This window comes from Epilithonimonas hominis, from assembly GCF_003730015.1.
Taxonomy (GTDB): Bacteria; Bacteroidota; Bacteroidia; order Flavobacteriales; family Weeksellaceae; genus Epilithonimonas; species Epilithonimonas hominis.
In genome coordinates this window covers 55873-75160 of record NZ_RJTU01000079.1, presented here as the reverse complement: position 1 = coordinate 75160, position 19288 = coordinate 55873, and the positions used below count along the sequence as shown (strand labels likewise).

The following is a 19288-nucleotide window of genomic DNA, read 5'->3' as shown; positions in this document are numbered from 1 at the left end:
AAACGTACATTATAGCTCGTTTAGCTTGAGCAAAGGATCTATATATGCACGGTCATTGCTGAGTCTGGGAACTTTGTTTTGTCCGCCTAATTTTCCGCGGCTTGCCATCCACTCATAAAAAAGATTTGGTCTTGCAACATGGATTATTGGTTTTCGCAGTGTGATATCATTGTAACGCTTAGCTTCATAATCAGAGTTGAGCGTTTTTAGTGTTCTGTCAAACATATCACTAAAAGTATTAAGACAGGCTGGTTGTCTAGTAAATTCGAAGACCCACTCGTGGCAGCCTTTTGAACTGTTGGTCATAAAAACGGGAGCACCAGTGTAATCCGATATGGTTACATCCAGGTTTTCACACGTTATTTTTAGTGCTGTTTCCACATTGTCGATCATCAATTCTTCGCCAAACGCATTGATGTAATGTTTCGTTCTGCCGGAAATCTTAATCCTGTAAGGATGGAGTGATGTAAACATAACCGTATCGCCAATAAGATAGCGCCACAAACCGCCATTGGTACTGATAACAACTGCATAGTTTTTACCCAATTCAACCTCAGAAATCGGAATAGCATCCCTGCGGCCGGCATAATACTGATCCATCGGGATAAATTCGTAGAAAATACCATAATCGAGCATCAGCAGCATCTCATCGCTACCTGACTGATCCTGAATGCCAAAAAAGCCTTCTGACGCATTATAGATCTCATAATACCGGATATTCTTTCCGATGATTTCCTTATACTGATTTTTATAGGGTTTGAAGCTGATACCACCGTGAAAAAACACTTCCAGATTGGGCCAAAGCTCACCGATGTTTTGTTTTCCGGTTTCCTGCAATGTTCTTTGCAAAAGTACCATCATCCAGCTTGGAACACCTGTAAGGCTGCCTACATCTTCATTCCTAACCTCAGTAATGATTGCCTTCATCTTACTTTCCCACTCGGACATCAAAGAAATTTTTTTATTAGGCGTATTGATGATTTCTACCCAAAACGGAAGATTCTCAATAAGAATCGCAGAAAGGTCTCCAAATTTTGTATTGAAATCTTGGTAAGTTTCCGCACTGCCGCCCAGCCTTAGGTTCTTATGCTGAAAAAGCTCACTTTGAGGATGATTATTAACATAAATGGATACCATATCTTTCCCAGCTTTATAGTGACAATCTTCCAAGCTTTCTGCGGTAATAGGGATGTATTTGCTTTTAGCATTGGTAGTTCCGGAAGATTTTGCAAACTGCTTTATCTGACCGGGCCAGATGACATCTTTTTGTCCTTGTCTCGCCTTTTCTATATACGGTTCAAAATCTTCATAACAAACTACTGGAACTTTTCTCTGGAAATCCTGGTAATTGGAAATGGTACTGAAGCCATACTTCTGCCCATACTCGGTTTCCTCGGCATGGAACAACTGTGAAAACAAAAGTCCTTCCTGAGTTTCCACAGGAAATTTTATAAAATGTTCTATCTGATCTATCCTTTGACGGATAAACCAATTGACCACTGTATTAAAAAGAGCCTTCGTTGCCATGCTTCACAAATATAATAAATTTTGAGTTGGGAAAAAGGTACTGTTATCAGGAAAGTTCAAATATCAAATTCTCAAGGACAACACCGTTTTACAGGCATCCTTTTCCTTCGGTGGATTCTATTTTGGGAAGAATGTAAAACAAAAAAGGATAACCGATTGGATATCCCTTGATTTTTTGATCGGATAATATTATTTTTTTATCAACTTGATATTCTGTGTTGATTTTGTATCTTCCACAGACACATTGTAAACACCTGTTTTCAAATCAGATACATTATACTTCCCGGAATTTTGTACCTTCATTTCTTTCACTAGTATTCCAGAAATATCATAAATTTTAACTACATTTATTTTCCCTCTATTATCAGATAACTGGAAATAATCTTTTGTCGGATTGGGATATAGAGAAAGATTTTTCTTTTTCACATCGCTGACACCTAAAGAAGTTGCAGAAATAATAATATCATCAATACTGAGTAAATTTCCGTTGGTATAATCATTTACCCAAGCCAGATAAACAGTTTTTCCTACATATGATGACAAATCTACAGTATAAGGTTCTAAGGAAACTATGGAAGAGTTAACTGCATGATCTACGGTTTGAATATTTGAAAAAGCAGATTTATCCTTTGTTGTTGTGGAGATTTTCAACTTGAAACCATCATCATAGGGGCTATCATCGTGGGATCTTGCAAAATATTCCAACGAAACGGTAAAATTGGCAGGAATTGTTATTGCCGGAGTTATAAGCCATCTATCGGCAGGAGTAATAGTTGTAAACCAAGATGGAGAAGAGGCTACCTTATTTCAACTTTCATTGGTCCAGGAAATGATTCTCCATGCATCAGGGAATGCCGTGGCATAAGTGCCATAGGGTATATTAGAATCATTATACAATGTCCAACCCGCATCTTGCAAGTCGGTTATATCTTCAAAATTTTCGGTAAAAACCGTAGTTTGCGCATTTGCCAAAAAAGAAGCAAATAATACCGGAAGTACAAGTTTTTTCATATTCAAAATTTTTATTATTTTAAAAATAAAGGTATAAAAAAAGCCGTAGAAAAAATTCCACGGCTTTGTATTTTTTGATGATTTTCTATTATTCTGCTGAAGTTTCCTCAGTTGTAGCTTCTGCTGCTCCCTCTGTTACTTCTTCTTCATCTTCATCTTCCATTGCAGCAGCACCGCCTTTCATTGCATTTCTAGACATCTTAACAGCAGCAACTACTGCATTGTCTGGATGCATAAACGTGTACGCTTCGTTTTTAAGAGCAGCAACATAAAGTTTGTTACCAATTCTTAAAGGCGTTACATCTACCACGATCTCATCTGGCAAGTTTGCAGGTATAGCTTTAACTTTCAGTTTTCTGAATGATTGTCTAAGAACACCTCCGGCAACAACACCTTTTGCACGTCCAGTGATTCTTACAGGAACTTCCATAATTACAGGCTTATCTTCTGATAACTGATAGAAATCTACGTGTAGGATCCTGTCCGTAATAGGGTGGAATTGGATATCCTGAAGAACAGCAGGAATTGTTTGTCCGTCAACCTCAATAGATACCGTGTGTGCTTCAGGCGTGTAAACAAGATTTTTGAAAGATTTCTCTTCTGTAGAGAAGTTCAAAGGCTCATTACCACCATAAACAACACAAGGAACTAATTCAGCATCACGTAAAGCTTTTGTAGACTTCTTGCCCACGTTTTCTCTTTTTGTACCTTGAATTGTAATTGATTTCATTATATAATGATTAAAATTTGAGGTTGCAAATATAGTAATTTTTTTTTATATAATGAATTTATCACTTATCGATTGATGCTCGTGCACACTTTTCATTACATCCGCAAACAGTGAAGCGCAGGAAAGCACTTTTATTTTTGACGATAAGCCTTCTTTCAGTGGAATAGAATCTGTTACGATAACTTCCTGCAATTTAGAATTTTCTATATTTTCGTACGCTTTTCCGGACAGCACACCGTGAGTTGCCATTGCTCTGACTGATTTTGCACCTTTATCCATCAGGATGTCTGCCGCTTTACAAAGTGTTCCTGCTGTATCAATCATATCATCGATAAGGATTACGTTTTTATCCGTCACATCACCTATAAGGAACATTTCCTCTACTACATTCGCTTTCTTTCTTTCTTTGTAAGCTATTACCACATCAGCCCCAAGGTGTCCTGCATAATTCTTCGCTCTTTTTGCTCCACCCATATCCGGTGATGCAATGGTTAAATTATCTAATTTTAGAGACTGAATGTAATCTACAAAAATAGTGGATGCATAAAGATGGTCCACAGGAATTTCGAAAAAGCCCTGAATCTGATCCGCATGTAAATCCATAGTCATTATCCTTGTAGCACCGGCAGCAGTAAGAAGGTTGGCCACTAATTTCGCCCCTATTGGCGCTCTTGGCTTATCTTTTCTATCCTGCCTTGCCAATCCATAATAAGGAATTACGACAGTGATATTTTTGGCGGATGCTCTTTTTGCCGCATCAATCATTAATAGTAATTCCAGAAGATTATCTGCCGGCGGAAACGTGGATGCGATAAGAAAAACTCTTGCACCTCTCACCGATTGTTCCAAAACCGGTTCGAATTCGCCATCGCTGAAATGCTGAATGTTAATCTTGCCTAAAGGCTGCCCATACGATTGAGCGATTTTTTCTGCCAGCTCGTGGCTGGTTCTTGTAGAAAACAAATAACTTGCTTGGTCTAACATTTTTACTTTTTTGCAAATTTATAAAATAATGAAAAGTCTGAAAGTCGATTTTTGAACTTTTCTGAGATTCTTTTCCTAAACTGTGTAATCGAAAATACGCAAACGACCACTATGGGTGACATTGCCTCGAAATTTTATATTAAAAACCCATAAAAAAACCAGAATATTTCTATTCTGGTTTTTAATTTTTCTTAGCAATACTCATCGAAAGCAGCCTGAAGATTTGCAGCAATTGCACCTGCCGGATTACCTTCTATGTGGTGTCTTTCTAACATGTGCACCAACTCGCCATCCTTGAAAAGAGCTACAGCTGGTGAACTCGGAGGGAAAGGTGCAAGTAACCTTCTAGCTTCTGCTACGGCCTCTGTATCAAAACCTGCAAATGCTGTTACCAAGTGATCGGGCTTTTTCTCACCGGTCAAAGAGTACAACACGCCTGGCCTTGCTGCTCCTGCCGCACATCCACAAACGGAATTGATTACTAAAAGAGTGGTTCCGCTTTGCTTGATAGCTTCGTCAACCTGTGCTGGTGTTGTAAGGTCTTGGAAACCTTTATCTGTAAGTTCTGCCTTCATTGGCAATACTAAATCTGCTGGATACATAATTATATATTTAGATTAATTTGAACTGCAAATTTATCAAATAAAACTTTGATTATCTTATTTATCATTCTATTAAATTCATTCCGAAAATCTATTGAGCCATTTTGACAGAAAATTGCTTCAAACTAATCGCTTTTTGGATTCGGATATTTCAATTTAGTAAATAAAAAACCTAAAATCCGAAGATTCTAGGTTTAATCAAATCGATATGCATATTAAGTATATCCTTTTTAGGGTGGAAGTTGGAGGATAGATGTAGGAAGAAAACTTCAAGCACCTGACTTCCCGCTTCCAGCAATTTAAGAAAGTAACTTCTTAACCATCTCGGAAATACTTTTTCCGTCAGATTTTCCGGCGAGTGCTTTGGAAGCAACGCCCATTACTTTTCCTAAATCTTTTAGAGATTCTGCTCCTGTTTCAGAAATGATTTTTTTGATTTCTGATTCTAATTCTTCAGCAGACAATTGTTTTGGAAGAAATTTTTCAATCACTTTGGATTGAGCTTCTTCTACTTCAGCAAGGTCTGTTCTTCCCTGAGCCGTAAATTGCTCGTAAGAATCCTTTCTCTGCTTTATCATTCTTTGCAAAATAGCAATCTCTTGTTCTGTAGTAACTTCAGCGCCTCTTGCTTCCGTTTGTAACAACAGAATCTGTGCTTTGACTGCACGAAGAGAATCCAAAGCAACTCTGTCTTTCTCACGCATTGCGGTTTTTATCGCATCACTTATTATAGTTTCTAAACTCATTTTTTCAATTTTGGTTGGTGGCTGCTAGCTGATTTTTGATGGTCAAAACTCTATCAACAAACAACTGAAAACTATCAACTAATTAATCTACATCTTTATTAAGGAAACGGTTTTCTCTCAGTTGCATACTTCCGTTGTTGTCAGACAAATACGTGTTGATGTGTTGGTCTGATGCATTGGAACCATCTATGTTTATATTTTTCCTTTTGAAAGCCGGAACGGTTTCAAAAACATTTTCATTATCAAACTGTTGATATCTGGAATTGAATTCTTTCAGCTTGTTTCTTCTTTCCATCGCTTTGGAAGAGTCAGAAGTTTTGTTGAAAAATGTGAATCCGCTTTCAGTTTCCTGAACTGGTTCTTCCAATTTTTGCTCAACAATTTCTTCTTTAACTTCCGATGTGAAAGAAAAAGCAGTAGGATTTTCCGTTTTCTTTATTTCCTCAGTTTGTGTTTCATCAGTCAATTCAGTCTTAATTTCTGAAACTACTTGCTTTTCTATCACAGGAAATTCCTCTTCAAAAGCCGCTTCGTTGATTGTAAAAGTTACTTCAACAGGCTTTTCTGTCATACTGAGCGGAGTCGAAGTATCTTCTTCTTTGAAAGACGCTTTTGGCTTATCTTCCACTTCGAAAGTAAAAGATTGTGGTTCTAAATCGAGATCATAGCTATCGTCTTCGTCAAAATTGAAAAGGTTATATTCTTGCTTTTCGTTTGGTCGATAATCATTTGAGAAATCTTGGATTTCCTCGTTTTCGATGATTTGCGTTTCGGTTTTAACTTCTTCCACAAGACTTTCTCCTAAAGAATTAGTTGGAAAATTCGAAGTTCTGAAATCGTCATCATCTTCTAATCGAAAAAAATTCTTTCTATATTCTGGCTGTTGTCTTTCTTCCTGAGCTCGGCTTTTAAACGGAGATTCTCTATGTCTGGAAGAAGGCGTTGGTCTGTCTTCCAAAGTATATTTGATGGTCTCTGTAACGCCAGAGTGCTTTTTGTCTTCATTAGAGAAACCAGTTGCAATCACCAAAACGCTCACTGCGTCGCCCAATTCCTCATCTGTTCCAACACCGAAAATAATATCTGCTGTGTTTCCGGCTTCCTTCTGGATGTGATCCATAATCACCCCGATTTCGTCCATCGTCACCTCAGAAACACCACTTCTAATCAATAGTAGAACGTTTTTCGCACCAGTGATTTTGTTGTCATTCAATAAAGGAGAATCCAATGCTTTTTTAACCGCTTCTTCCGCTTTTTTCTCGCCAGTGGCAACGCCAGTTGACATCAACGCTGTACCCGAATTTGCCAAAACAGATTTAGCATCACGGAAGTCAATATTCACATCGAAATAACCAGTAATCACTTCTGCCATTCCTTTTGCCGCATTGGTCAAAACTTCATCAGCTTTGGAAAATCCCTGCTTGAAACCTAGATTCCCGAATTGCTGTCTCAATTTATCATTATTAATGACAATTAAAGAATCAACATTATTTCTCAATTTTTCCAAACCTAAATTAGCTTGGTCCAATCTTCTTTTTCCTTCGAAACTAAAAGGTACGGTTACGATTCCAACAGTAAGAATCCCCATTTCCTTTGCCACTTTTGCAATCACGGGCGCCGCACCGGTTCCCGTTCCACCGCCCATTCCTGCAGTGATGAAAACCATTTTGGTATTTTGTCCCATTGATGCTTTGATATCATCAATACTTTCGATGGCTGCTTTTTCTCCCACTTCTGGGTCAGCGCCAGCTCCAAGACCTTCTGTCATTGTAACGCCCAACTGCACTTTGTTGGCCACAGGATTATTATCAAGCGTCTGTGCATCGGTATTACAGATCACGAAATCTACACCATAAATCCCCTTTTCGTACATATGTTTTAGAGCGTTGTTTCCGCCACCGCCAACACCAATTACTTTAATAATTGAAGAATTGCCCTTTGGTAAATCAAATGAAAATCCTTGTGTATTATTTATATTGTCCATAGTATTTTATTTTTCTCAATTTTTGTTAAATCGTTAAATCGTTGATCTGCAAAATTGGCTTTTGCTGGTTTTACGATTTCACGATTCCGCGACTTTACAATTATTATTTACTCTTCTACTTCCTCGAAGAATTTTTTCACTTTATCCATTAGAGACTGTCCGAAAGTCGGTTTGCTTCTTTTAGCCACTTCTTTTGGTTTTGCAATTTCCGCTGGAGGCTCGATGATGGAAGATGGATGAGTTTCCACTTCGGTTTTTTGGTTGGCAACTTCCAACTTCTGACTTCCCTCTTCTTTCTTTTCTTCGATAATTTCTTCCTCAGGTGGAATGATTTTTTTATCTCTGATTTTAAGACTTTCCATCAATAAACCGATGGACGTTGCAAATTCCGGTCCTTTCAGATATTGGTTTTTGTCATTCGCAACATATTCGTTTGCGAAACCAATTCTGCTGTCGAAACCTGTAGTGTAATTCGCTAACTGACGAAGGTTTCTCAAGTTGGAACCACCTCCAGTCAAAACGATTCCTGCAATCAGTTTTTTCTTTTGTTCAAATGCACCGTAAGCCTTTAATTCAGTATTGACCATTTCAAGAATTTCTTCAACTCTTGCATTGATAATCTGGGCCAAAACCTTCAACGAAATCTCTTTATCCGGACGACCGTGCAATCCTGGGATTGTCACATATGTGCTGTCTTTTTCCAATTCCGGAACAGACGAACCGAATTTCACTTTCAATTGTTCTGCGTGTTTTTCGATGATTGAACATCCTTCTTTAATATCATCAGTGATAATTCCACCTCCGTAAGGAATCACGCAAGTATGACGAATGATGTTGTCTTTGAAAATTGCGATATCCGTAGTTCCACCACCAATATCAACAATCGCAACGCCTGCTTCTTTTTCTTCTTTTGTAAGAACCGCTTCAGACGATGCCAAAGGTTCCAATGTCAAAGCTTCCATCTCAAGACCTGCTTCTCGAACGCATCTTGCAATGTTTCTGATAGAACCCATCTGTCCCACAACAACGTGGAAATTAGCTTCTAGTCTTTTGCCGTGCATCCCAACTGGCTCCTGGATTTCGCCTTCAGAATCTACTTTGTATTCCTGAGGCAAAACGTGGATAATTTCTTCGCCAGGTAACATTACCAATTTCTTTACCTGGTCTTTTAGTTTTTCGATATCATCTTCTGTGATGTATCTATCCGGATGCTCTCTCATGATGTAATCCGAATGCTGGAGAGAACGGATATGTTTTCCTGCAATTCCTACAGTTACCTTATGGATAGGAACACCGGCGCTAGACTGCGCTTCTGCAACTGCAGTTTTGATGGAATTGATGGTTTGGGAAATGTTGTTCACGATTCCTTTGTGAACACCAAGACTTTTAGCCTTCCCAACGCCCAGGATTTCGATTTTCCCGTGAGCGTTACATCTTCCGACAATGGCGACAATCTTAGTTGTCCCAATGTCCAGACCTACTGAATACTCTTGATTTTCCATTATATGCTCGATTTGATTTTTTTAATTTTAACGCAAAGTCCGCAAAGTTTTGTTTTACCATTATTATGCTTTTAAGCTCGCAAAGGCTTTTTACTCAGCTAAGACTTTATTTATATCTAATTTATTCTACTACTACTTTTGCTTTTTTCTTTTTTTCAGAAGAAGATTTGAAAGAGGTTTCTTTTTTCTTTTGCGAAGTTTTTTTCGGTTCAGATTTCTTCTCTATTTTTTTCGGTTTCGAAGTTTCTTTCTTGGCTTTTGATTTTTTAGGTTCAGCTTTTTTTATTTCTTTTTTCGGTTCCGGTTTGGTTTCCGATTTTTTTTCTTCCGGCTTGTGACTTTCTACTTCTGGCTTTATTTCAATTTTTGGTGCATTTCTCAGAATACTGTCGTTTTCTTTGAAATAAGGATTCAGTGTGGTTACAATCTGATTGTTATATTTAACCGAAATCTTTTTGTACTTATTCGGATTTTGGTAAACCAGATATTTCTCTACAAAAGTTTTAAATCCTTTAACCTTGAAATCAATGTTTTCTAAATCTCCAATCTCAACTTTGTAATTCCCATCACTCGTTAGAAGATTATAATTATTTTTTTCTTTTTTGATTCCGATGAAATATTTTTTACTGAAATCATCCTTGTCAATTTTCTCAACCAATTGACCCAGTTCCTGATATTCCGAAGCATCAACATCTCCCATTACCAGCATACACGGATAAGAAAAATTTCTCGAAATCGGGAATTCTACGCCTTTTTCATCTACATAAAAATCCTTTCCGTTTTTGTTCAATCGGAAAATCGGAATGCGCTGTTTGATATCAACATTCAGATTTCCGTTCAGATTCATATAAACATTGGCACTGTCCACAAACGGAATCTCGTTAATCTTCTTCTCCAATTCTGGAATCTTAACATCGCCAATTTTTTTCGTCGGATTGAATTGCTTTACCAAATCTTTGATATCCTTTTCATCCACAAAATAAACCGGCGTTTTTGTCTGGTTCATATTGATAGATACATTCTCCATCTTTGCGTTGTTAAAACGCTTCAATGAGAAACTGAGCAGAACTCCAAAAAGGACGACTGTTATCAATATCTTCAATATTCTCCACTTGTTTTTCATTCTATTTTCTATAAAGTACAATGTATGATGTACAAAGTGTTTTTTTAATTACTAATTTTTAATTCTAATGTTGGAAGCCATTCCATAATCGGATCATAAAGTGTATCAATATTGCCCGCTCCGACTGTCAATAAAATATCAAAGTCTTTTTCTTTTATTTTTTCAAAAGTCTCTTGCAATGTGCAGACTTCTTTATTTTCTGTTTCAATTTTTTCCGCCAACCAGCTCGAAGTAATTCCTTCAAAATTTTCCTGAAGTTCTCTCGCCGGATAAATATCTAACAACAACAAGTCATCTCCGTTTTCCAGACTTCTTGCAAAATCTTCTGCAAAATCTCGAGTTCTACTGAACAAATGAGGTTGGAAAACTACCAGCAATTTTTTGGTCGGATAAAAGGTTTTTATCGAACCAATAACTGCATTCAGTTCTGTTGGATGATGTGCATAATCATCAATGTAGATTTTTCCGTTATCGAAAATATGTTTGGTATATCTTCTTTTGATGCCTTTGAAGCTTGCAATCGCTTTTTTCAAAGTATCGAAATCTACACCCAAATTGCTCAGAATTGCCAAAGCAACCGTTGCATTCTCAACATTGTGAATTCCCGGAATTTCCCAAACAAAATTTTCAATTTTCTGCGTTGGTGTATGAAAATCGAAATAGATTTTATCGTGGTTCATCCTCAGATTATCGGAATAATAATCTGCTTCTTCATTCACAGCATAAGTTTTGTGTTCTCTTCCTATTGCAATTCCTTTTCTCACGAACAACTGATTATCATTCGGAACCAATCCTGCAAACTGACGGAAACCATCTTCTATCTGAACTCTATCGCCATAAATATCCAAATGGTCTGCATCAATCGAGGTTACAACTGCCCAATCCGGAGAAAGGTTTAGGAAACTTCTGTCATATTCATCGGCTTCAACTACAGAATATTGGTTTCCGTTGTAATCAAAATTCGATTTAAAATTCTCGGAAATCCCGCCTAAAAATGCGGACGACGGAAGATTGGCTTCTTTGCACAAATGCGCAATTAAAGTAGAAGTTGTGGTCTTTCCGTGTGTTCCTGCAACAGCGATGCAATCTGTATTTTCAGTAATCAAACCTAAAACCTTTGCACGTTTCAGGATGACGAAACCTTCGCTGGTTAAGTAATCCAGAATTGACAATTTCTTAATTGCCGGCGTATAAATCACCAAAGTTGATTCTTTGTCCAACGCTATAATTTTCTCATCGATCACATCTTCAAATGTCATATCAACACCTTCAACACCAAGCTGAGCCGTCAGTTTTGTTGGCGTTTTATCATAACCTAAAACATTTTTGCCGTTGGCGTGAAAATATCTCGCCAGCGCACTCATCCCAATTCCACCGATTCCGATGAAATAGAAGTTTTGATATTTATTTAAGATGCTCATTATATTTAGCGAACTTTATTTTTTTCTTGTTTCAATTATTCTTTCATCACTGAAAACATAAGATGTATCTGGCTTACCAAATAGTTCAACAGATCTATATTCAACCTTATTATCTCCTACTAATTTATAATTATAAACATCCGTAATTCCATCATAATCGTGGAGTTCATAATATTTCCCATCTTTCGTCCACCATTTTCCATTTTCTGTAGATTGCTGTATTACCTCTCCATCCCTCAGAGCAATGAATAATAGAATACTTTTCCCATCATCTTGTCGGCAAGAAATCCAATATTTACTCATTCCTTCCATTTGCTGGTCAGTTTCTGTTCCCTTCCAACATCCAATCATTTTTGAATCTAATTTTTGTGCAGAAAATAATGCTGAAATCAAAATTGACAGTCCTAATAATTTAGTTTTCATATAGTTATTGGTTAAAATTTAAATTTTTAATTATCTCGTCCACAATTTCTTCAGCTGCTTTTGGCTTTGCAAAGAATTCTAAATTATGCGACATTTCTTTTCTCACGCTTTCGTTCTCACAGATTTCTGAAAGTGTGTTCCAGAATTTATCCTTCATCTCAGAATCTTTGACCATTCTTGCCGCATTTTTATCAACCAAAGTCAATGCATTTTTGGTTTGATGGTCTTCCGCTGCAAATGGAAACGGAACCAGTAAAACCGGCTTTTTCGCAACTGCCAGTTCTGAAATAGCAATTGCACCAGCTCTGGAAACAATTATATCCGCCGCCGAATACGCCAAAGCCATATCTGAGATAAATTCCTTTATTTGGATGGAAGCTGGAGGTTGGATGCTGGAAGTTATTTCAGCAAAATCCGTTTTTCCAGTCTGCCAGATTAACTGATAATCTTTTTCTTTCAGTTTATCAAAATTATCTTTCCAGCCGTTGTTCAAAGTTCTCGAACCAAGAGAACCGCCAACTGAAAGAATCGTTAATTTATTTTTATCTAAACCTAATTTTTCTTTAGCTAAATCCTTATCAATCAAATCAGTTATGATATTCTGACGAATCGGATTTCCTAAAAAGTAAGTTTTCGTTCCGTGGAAAAATTTCTCCATATCCGGATAAGCCGTGAAAACAGCTTTTGCTTTTTTAGCATTGAAAACATTGGTCTTTCCCGGCAAAGAATTCTGCTCCTGAATAAAAGTCGAAATTCCCATTTTCGCAGCAATGTATAAAGCTGGGCCACTTGCAAAACCACCAGTTCCAACCGCAAAATCCGGTTTGAAATTTTTGATGATTTTCTTGGCTTTTACCAAACTGGAAATGACTTTGAACGGCAATCCGATATTTTTCAGAAGATTACCTCTGTCAAATCCAGCGATATTCAATCCCTCGATTTTGAATCCGGATTGAGGAACTTTTTCCATTTCCATTTTTCCATTCGCACCAATGAACAAAAACTCTGCGTCGGGAAATCTTTTCTGGATTTCCTGAGCAATCGCAACCGCAGGAAAGATGTGCCCACCTGTTCCGCCGCCGCTCATTAATATTTTTAGTTTTTTGCTCATTTACGCGATATCATTTATTTCTTCAACACTCTGTTTTTTCCCCAAACCTTCTTCATCAAAAACCTGAATTCTGGAACTTACATTTAAAATAATTCCCAACTGAATGTAGGTTACTAACATCGATGTTCCTCCATAACTTATCAGTGGTAAAGGCTGACCTGTTACCGGAATCAGATTCACGGCAACTGCAATGTTAACTGACAATTGAACAAAAATCATCAGTCCAATCGCTAGAACCAGCAACGACCCGAAAAATGCGGGCATTTTACTGGCTATCATCACAATCCTAATAATCATTATCATATAAAGGCTAACTAGAACGAAGGCTCCAATCCAGCCATATTCTTCCACAATAATGGCGAAAATAAAATCCGAAACTGATTGTGGCAATGTCTGCTTCAAAGCACTTTTCCCTGGTCCAATTCCATTGAATCCGCCGTGAACAATGGCCGCTTTCGCTTGCATTACCTGATAGTTTTTCGCCTTCAAACTTTCGTCTTCTACATCTGCCGTTTTTTTCGAGTTTGAGAAGGTTTCTATACGGCTCATCCAAGTGTGAACACGGTTTCCGCCAAGTAAATTAGTATTCAATGCAATCACTAAAAACATTACGATGAAAACTACTGAAAGCGAGATAAATCCCGCTACATATTGCCAAGCCAACTGACCGATAATCAAGATGATAATCGAAACCATCATAATCATCAAAGCGGTTGAACCATTGTCTTTTGCAACCAATCCGAAAACAATCAGAATTGGTCCGAATATGTAAATGATATTCTCCAGAGGAAGTCTTTCTCTTTTGATTTTCTTAGTTAAATATCTGCACAGATAAATAATCAGCATCAAATAAGCGAATGATGATGGCTGAAAAGAAATCGGTGTTCCCGGAATCTTTAACCAACGTGAAGCACTCGCACCTTCAATCTTTTGTCCGGTGAACATTGTTATTAATAACAATCCAATTGTAACTAAAAGCAGAATGGAACTCAGTTTTCCGATGTATTCGTACTTAACTGTTCCCACGAAACGCATAATGCCCAAACCAATGAAAACGAAAACGATATGCTTGAAAACATGACCAGTTGTAGTCCCGTTGTTCACGATATATTCCAGATTCGAACTTGCGGAATAAACCGGAAATACGGAAAGGAAGGAAATCAAAATGATAACCGACCAAAGGACTTTGTCGCCTTTCAGTAATTCGAATTTGTTTTCTGTAGTTTGTTCGCTCATTCTTATTATAAATTTTGGCTAAAGCCAATCTTTTTTGTTCATTTTTTGAATGGGCTAAAGCCCAATCCTATTGATATTTGCAATTCAATATTTCTGATTTATTGAATATATTCTCTATTTATTTTCAATTGCGTCCGGCTTTAGCCGGATGTTTCTTATCATTCTCGAATTGGCTTTAGCCAAAACTTATTTTTGATTTGAATTGAACTTATATTTTGAAATAAATTCTTCATATTCCTCAGAAAAACTTCTCGTCAAATGATGTTTTTCTTGATTAATAATATAATTTCTGACTTTTTCTATCATCGATTCTGAAACAGAAACTGCAAAATATTCATCTTGCCAAGCAAATTTCTCTTCAGTCAAATTATTTTTATTAATCCAAAATGAAGATTCTCCTTTTATCAATTGTAATACTTTTTCTATTGTCTGATTTGTTGACAAAGAAATTAAACAATGACAATGGTCTGAATATCCATTTACAACATCTATAAAAATCCCTTTTTCATTCGCATTTTGTTTTATATGTTTCCAAACATTGATTCTCAAGTCTTTGGAATTGAGAAAAGGAATTCTGTTTTTTGTACTCCAAACAATGTGTATGTAAACTTTTACAAAAGGCATTTTTATTTTGGCTAAAGCCAATTTGTTCGTTCATTTTTAGAATAGGCTAAAGCCCAATCCTATTGATAATTCTAATTCTTCATTGTCAATTCTTGTAAAACTTCTTTTTTGAATTGATTTCCTCGGTCTTCATAACCATTGAACAAATCAAAACTGGCACAACAAGGCGACAATAAAACCACGTCTCCTTTTTCTGCAAGAGATTTTGAAACTTCTACTGCTTTCTGCATACTCGAAGTATCATAAATCTCGGTTTTTTTGTCTTTGAAAAAGTCAATAATCTTATGATTATCAACACCTAAACAGACAATTGCTTTAACTTTTTTCTTGACCAATTCTTCGATTTCGGAGTAATCGTTTCCCTTGTCTTTTCCGCCAACAATCCAAACAACTGGCTGTTTCATACTTTCCAAAGCGAAGTAAGTAGCATTCACGTTTGTTGCCTTACTATCGTTGATGAACTTCACACCTTTGATTTCTGCTACAGGTTCCAATCTGTGTTCAACTGCCTGGAATGTCATTAACGAATGTCGGATGCTTTCATTACTGATTTCCAATAACTTTCCCGCAATACTTGCCGCTAAGCTGTTCGCAACATTATGTTTTCCAACCAATGATAATTCGTCAATCTTCATCGTGAATCCTTCATTGATATTGACTACAAAATTCTCATCAATCGAGAAAGCACCTTTTTCTAATTTTTCCTCTAGCGAAAATGGAACTTTAGTTACTTTCAAATCCAATTTTTCAAGAATCGATTTGCTCATTTCGTCATCTTTGTTGTAAATGAAAAAATTATTAGCATCCTGATTTTCAGCAATTCTGAATTTAGCCAAAGCATATTCTTCATAATTGTAATTGTACTGGTCAAGATGGTCCTTGGATAAATTCAATAACAATGAAATGTATGGTCTAAAATTCTGAATATCATCCAATTGGAAACTACTTACTTCCAATACATAATAATCAAAATTCTCCTTAGCCACCTGTTTTGCAAAGCTTTTTCCGATGTTTCCGCCCAATCCGACATTGAATCCGTCTTCTTTCAGAATGTAATAAATCAAAGACGTTGTCGTCGTTTTTCCATTACTTCCTGTAATCGCAATAATTTTCGCATCTGTAAATTCTGATGCAAATTCAATCTCAGAAGACAATCTGATTCCTTTCTCCTGAATCTTCTGCACCATTTCCGCCTTTTTCGGAATCCCAGGACTTTTGATGACCCAATCGGCATTCAGGATTTTTTCTTCTGTATGAGTTCCATCTTCGTAGTCTATCCCAAGCTTATCTAATTCTTTTTTGTAATTCTCACGGATTTTTCCCATGTCCGAAAGAAAGACATCAAAGCCTTTGGCTTTTGCCAGATACGCAGCTCCGACGCCGCTTTCGCCTCCTCCAAGTATTACTACTCTCATAACTATTTTGTAAAATGTATTTTGTACGAAGTAAAATGACTTATAAATTGTACATCAACTCATTATTAATTTTAATTATTCTGTAAAAAATACATTATATATTATACTTTTTACATTTTACAGTTCTCTATCTAGTTTTCAAAGTGATTAGACAAATAATTGCCAGCATAACACCTATGATTATCATTCGATTCACGATTTTACTCTCGTGAAAACCTTCTTTCTGATAATGATGATGTAGTGGAGACATCTTAAATAATCTATTGTTTTGAGCATATTCCAGCCCATGTTTTTTCTTTCTGTATTTGAAAACCATCACCTGCAAAATCACGGAAAGATTTTCGATAAGGAACACGCCACATAAAACAGGAATTAATAATTCTTTTCTAAGGATAATTGCCAAAACGGCAATCACACCGCCCAACATCAGACTTCCTGTATCACCCATAAAAATCTGAGCTGGATAAGTATTGTACCAAAAAAAACCAATCACAGCTCCCACCAAAGCAAGCGCAAAAATGGTGGTTTCTCCCATATGTGGAAGAAACATAATATTCAGATAATCTGCGAAAATCATATTTCCGGAAACGTAGGCAAAAAATGCTAAAGTCAGCAAAATCACTACACTTGTTCCTGCGGCCAAGCCATCAATCCCATCAGTAATATTCGCTCCGTTGGAAACTGCTGTTACAATGAAAATCACGATTGGAATAAAGACAATCCAAGCCCATTCGTGCGCTTTTGCATCATCCATCAAGAATAAAATTCCACTGTAATCGAACTCATTATTTTTAGTAAACGGAACCGTGGAAACCGGAATTTTTTCATCTTGCATAAAATTCTTCTCCACATTATTTCTGTTAATAACTGTAGCATCGGCGTACTTTCTCCTAACCTCGACATCAGGATGGAAATACATTGTAACTCCGACAATTAGGCCTAAACCAACTTGCCCAATGACTTTAAATTTTCCACTTAAACCGTCTTTATTTTTCTTAACTTTTTTTAGATAATCGTCCAAAAAGCCAATCGCTCCCATCCACAAAACTGAGATAATCAAAAGAACGATGTAAACATTGGTAATTCTTGTAAACAACAAAACCGGAATGATGGTTGCCAAAATAATAATCAAACCGCCCATTGTTGGTGTTCCTTCTTTCTGCTTTTGCCCTTCCAGACCAAGATCTCTAACCAGTTCACCCATCTGTTTTTTTCTTAGGAAATTGATGATTTTTTTACCGTATGCCAAGGCAATTATCAGCGAAAACAAAACGGCCATCGCTGCCCGGAACGAAATGTACTTGAACAAATTCATTCCCGGAACGTGAATCCCGTGAGCAGTTAAATATTCGTATAGATAATATAGCATGATGTTCTATTTTCCCATTAATTGTAATAGTTCCCTAATCGTTTCCTTGTCATCAAAATGATGTTTCACACCATTTACTTCCTGATATGTTTCGTGACCTTTTCCCGCCACCAACACAATATCTTTTGGTTCGGCAAATTTAATTGCCATTTTTATGGCTTCTCTTCTATCTGGAATCGAAGTGTATTTGCTGAAATTCTGCGGTTGAACACCGGCTTCTATTTCTTTGATAATCTGCGTTGGCTCTTCAGTTCTTGGATTGTCCGAAGTGATGATAGCCAAAGTCGATTTTTTGGTTGCAATGTCTCCCATTTCAGGACGTTTGGTTTTGTCTCTGTCGCCTCCACACCCAAAAACACAAATCAATCTTTCGTTTTTAGTTCTGATTTCGTTGATGCTGTCCAACACATTTTCCAATGCATCCGGCGTGTGAGAATAATCAACTACGAAGAAAATTCCGCTGTCGGATTTTATCGTTTCGAATCTTCCATTCACTCTTTTCAATGTTGAAATCGCCTGAAGAACTTCTGTTTCGTCCATTCCTAATTCCAAGGTAATTCCGTAAGCCAACAACAAATTATAAGCATTGAATTTGCCCGTCAATGTTGTCCAGAATTCTTTGTTATTGAAATTCAGCAACATTCCGTTGAAATCTATTTCCACAACTTTACCGTGGAAATCTGCCATCGTTTTCAAAGCAAAAGTTTTCTTTTTCGCTTTGGTATTTTGTAGCATTACCATACCGTTTTTATCATCGGCATTCGTAATGGCAATCGCAGAATCTTCCAGCTCGTCAAAGAATCTTTTCTTCGCGTAGATATAATTCTGAAAAGTTTTGTGATAATCTAAATGGTCGTGAGAAATGTTTGTAAAACCAGCGATTTTGAAATGTAAACCTTCAATTCTGTCTTGAGAAATGCCGTGAGAACTTACTTCCATAAAAGCATATTCGCATCCGATTTCAACCGCTTTTGCCAACATTTGATTTAGACGAATTACATCCGGCGTTGTGTGCGTTGAAGGAATAATTTCGTCAGCAATTCTGTATTCAACAGTGGAAATCAAAGCAGATTGATAACCCAAATTTTTGAAAATATCAAATAATAAAGTTGTTACAGAAGTTTTTCCATTGGTTCCTGTAACGCCAATTAAGTTTAATTTCTCAGAAGGATTTCCGTAAAAATTAGAAGCCAAATGTCCTAAAGTTTTCGATGAATTTTCAACTTTCAAATAAGTTACTTCCTCATTAATTTCTGAAGGCAATACTTCACAAACAATCGTTTTTGCACCTTTTTCGATGCTTTGATTGATGTAAGAATGTCCGTCTGAAACTGTTCCTTTCAATGCAACATACAAAGAATTTTCAACAACTTTTCGGCTGTCAAAAACCAATTCCGACACTTCGACTTCGCTCAGTGCAAGAGTTCCGATAGTTTCCAGAATCTGGATTCTTTGTAATAAGTCTTTTAAAATCATATAT

General features: G+C 36.8%; 17 protein-coding genes and 1 pseudogene. All 18 read right to left on the bottom strand.

The genetic code is table 11. From position 1 onward, the window contains the following. Window positions 1-9: 9 nt before the first annotated feature. The gene (locus tag EGH73_RS12760; RefSeq protein WP_123282160.1) at window positions 10-1527 is read right to left on the bottom strand and encodes a GH3 auxin-responsive promoter family protein; all 1518 of its coding nucleotides are present in this window, start codon (window positions 1525-1527) and stop codon (window positions 10-12) included. A gap of 189 nt (window positions 1528-1716) precedes the next feature. Beyond that, window positions 1717-2316 (bottom strand): annotated as a pseudogene (locus tag EGH73_RS14420) (choice-of-anchor J domain-containing protein); the annotation flags it as partial. An 18-nt stretch (window positions 2317-2334) separates the two neighbouring features. Further along, the gene (locus EGH73_RS12750) at window positions 2335-2538 is read right to left on the bottom strand and encodes a hypothetical protein (RefSeq protein ID WP_123282159.1); all 204 of its coding nucleotides are present in this window, start codon (window positions 2536-2538) and stop codon (window positions 2335-2337) included. An 88-nt stretch (window positions 2539-2626) separates the two neighbouring features. Further along, complete coding sequence (locus EGH73_RS12745; protein WP_089768066.1) at window positions 2627-3268, bottom strand: 50S ribosomal protein L25/general stress protein Ctc; 642 nt, start codon at window positions 3266-3268, stop codon at window positions 2627-2629. 45 nt (window positions 3269-3313) lie between these two features. Continuing rightward, window positions 3314-4252, bottom strand: coding sequence for a ribose-phosphate pyrophosphokinase (locus EGH73_RS12740; protein ID WP_123282158.1), 939 nt, complete (start codon window positions 4250-4252; stop codon window positions 3314-3316). A 191-nt stretch (window positions 4253-4443) separates the two neighbouring features. Next, window positions 4444-4854, bottom strand: coding sequence for a BrxA/BrxB family bacilliredoxin (locus EGH73_RS12735; protein WP_089768062.1), 411 nt, complete (start codon window positions 4852-4854; stop codon window positions 4444-4446). Between the two features lie 299 nt (window positions 4855-5153). Further along, window positions 5154-5600, bottom strand: coding sequence for a GatB/YqeY domain-containing protein (locus EGH73_RS12730; protein WP_123282157.1), 447 nt, complete (start codon window positions 5598-5600; stop codon window positions 5154-5156). Window positions 5601-5682: 82 nt separating this feature from the next. Continuing rightward, complete coding sequence (gene ftsZ, locus EGH73_RS12725) at window positions 5683-7584, bottom strand: cell division protein FtsZ (protein WP_123282156.1); 1902 nt, start codon at window positions 7582-7584, stop codon at window positions 5683-5685. Between the two features lie 107 nt (window positions 7585-7691). Beyond that, the gene (ftsA, locus tag EGH73_RS12720; protein WP_123282155.1) at window positions 7692-9086 is read right to left on the bottom strand and encodes a cell division protein FtsA; all 1395 of its coding nucleotides are present in this window, start codon (window positions 9084-9086) and stop codon (window positions 7692-7694) included. Window positions 9087-9207: 121 nt separating this feature from the next. Further along, complete coding sequence (locus tag EGH73_RS12715; RefSeq protein ID WP_089768056.1) at window positions 9208-10209, bottom strand: cell division protein FtsQ/DivIB; 1002 nt, start codon at window positions 10207-10209, stop codon at window positions 9208-9210. Window positions 10210-10253: 44 nt separating this feature from the next. After that, window positions 10254-11630, bottom strand: coding sequence for a UDP-N-acetylmuramate--L-alanine ligase (gene murC, locus EGH73_RS12710; protein ID WP_123282154.1), 1377 nt, complete (start codon window positions 11628-11630; stop codon window positions 10254-10256). 15 nt (window positions 11631-11645) lie between these two features. Further along, window positions 11646-12053 (bottom strand): hypothetical protein, encoded by a 408-nt coding sequence (locus EGH73_RS12705; protein ID WP_089768053.1) that lies wholly within the window; start codon window positions 12051-12053, stop codon window positions 11646-11648. Window positions 12054-12057: 4 nt separating this feature from the next. After that, entirely contained in the window at window positions 12058-13164 is a 1107-nt protein-coding gene (gene murG / locus EGH73_RS12700; protein ID WP_123282153.1) for an undecaprenyldiphospho-muramoylpentapeptide beta-N-acetylglucosaminyltransferase, read from the bottom strand. Beyond that, complete coding sequence (locus EGH73_RS12695) at window positions 13165-14400, bottom strand: FtsW/RodA/SpoVE family cell cycle protein (protein ID WP_123282152.1); 1236 nt, start codon at window positions 14398-14400, stop codon at window positions 13165-13167. A 186-nt stretch (window positions 14401-14586) separates the two neighbouring features. Next, complete coding sequence (gene tnpA / locus EGH73_RS12690) at window positions 14587-15024, bottom strand: IS200/IS605 family transposase (protein ID WP_123282189.1); 438 nt, start codon at window positions 15022-15024, stop codon at window positions 14587-14589. Between the two features lie 71 nt (window positions 15025-15095). Then, on the bottom strand, window positions 15096-16439 hold the full coding sequence (murD, locus tag EGH73_RS12685; RefSeq protein ID WP_123282151.1) for a UDP-N-acetylmuramoyl-L-alanine--D-glutamate ligase: 1344 nt from the start codon (window positions 16437-16439) through the stop codon (window positions 15096-15098). 127 nt (window positions 16440-16566) lie between these two features. Beyond that, entirely contained in the window at window positions 16567-17808 is a 1242-nt protein-coding gene (mraY, locus tag EGH73_RS12680; RefSeq protein WP_123282150.1) for a phospho-N-acetylmuramoyl-pentapeptide-transferase, read from the bottom strand. A gap of 6 nt (window positions 17809-17814) precedes the next feature. Then, window positions 17815-19284, bottom strand: a complete 1470-nt coding sequence (locus tag EGH73_RS12675; protein ID WP_123282149.1) for a UDP-N-acetylmuramoyl-L-alanyl-D-glutamate--2,6-diaminopimelate ligase — start codon at window positions 19282-19284, stop codon at window positions 17815-17817. Window positions 19285-19288: the final 4 nt, after the last annotated feature.

Excerpts from the sequence above, each read along its gene's own strand:
- mraY (WP_123282150.1), bottom strand. The coding sequence starts at position 17,808 with ATGCTATATTATCTATACGAATATTTAACTGCTCACGGGATTCACGTT.
- murC (WP_123282154.1), bottom strand. The coding sequence starts at position 11,630 with ATGAGCATCTTAAATAAATATCAAAACTTCTATTTCATCGGAATCGGT.
- murD (WP_123282151.1), bottom strand. The coding sequence starts at position 16,439 with ATGAGAGTAGTAATACTTGGAGGAGGCGAAAGCGGCGTCGGAGCTGCG.
- tnpA (WP_123282189.1), bottom strand. The coding sequence starts at position 15,024 with ATGCCTTTTGTAAAAGTTTACATACACATTGTTTGGAGTACAAAAAAC.
- EGH73_RS12675 (WP_123282149.1), bottom strand. The coding sequence starts at position 19,284 with ATGATTTTAAAAGACTTATTACAAAGAATCCAGATTCTGGAAACTATC.
- EGH73_RS12705 (WP_089768053.1), bottom strand. The coding sequence starts at position 12,053 with ATGAAAACTAAATTATTAGGACTGTCAATTTTGATTTCAGCATTATTT.
- EGH73_RS12735 (WP_089768062.1), bottom strand. The coding sequence starts at position 4,854 with ATGTATCCAGCAGATTTAGTATTGCCAATGAAGGCAGAACTTACAGAT.
- EGH73_RS12760 (WP_123282160.1), bottom strand. The coding sequence starts at position 1,527 with ATGGCAACGAAGGCTCTTTTTAATACAGTGGTCAATTGGTTTATCCGT.
- EGH73_RS12715 (WP_089768056.1), bottom strand. The coding sequence starts at position 10,209 with ATGAAAAACAAGTGGAGAATATTGAAGATATTGATAACAGTCGTCCTT.
- EGH73_RS12745 (WP_089768066.1), bottom strand. The coding sequence starts at position 3,268 with ATGAAATCAATTACAATTCAAGGTACAAAAAGAGAAAACGTGGGCAAG.
- ftsA (WP_123282155.1), bottom strand. The coding sequence starts at position 9,086 with ATGGAAAATCAAGAGTATTCAGTAGGTCTGGACATTGGGACAACTAAG.
- EGH73_RS12730 (WP_123282157.1), bottom strand. The coding sequence starts at position 5,600 with ATGAGTTTAGAAACTATAATAAGTGATGCGATAAAAACCGCAATGCGT.
- EGH73_RS12695 (WP_123282152.1), bottom strand. The coding sequence starts at position 14,400 with ATGAGCGAACAAACTACAGAAAACAAATTCGAATTACTGAAAGGCGAC.
- EGH73_RS12750 (WP_123282159.1), bottom strand. The coding sequence starts at position 2,538 with ATGAAAAAACTTGTACTTCCGGTATTATTTGCTTCTTTTTTGGCAAAT.
- ftsZ (WP_123282156.1), bottom strand. The coding sequence starts at position 7,584 with ATGGACAATATAAATAATACACAAGGATTTTCATTTGATTTACCAAAG.
- EGH73_RS12740 (WP_123282158.1), bottom strand. The coding sequence starts at position 4,252 with ATGTTAGACCAAGCAAGTTATTTGTTTTCTACAAGAACCAGCCACGAG.
- murG (WP_123282153.1), bottom strand. The coding sequence starts at position 13,164 with ATGAGCAAAAAACTAAAAATATTAATGAGCGGCGGCGGAACAGGTGGG.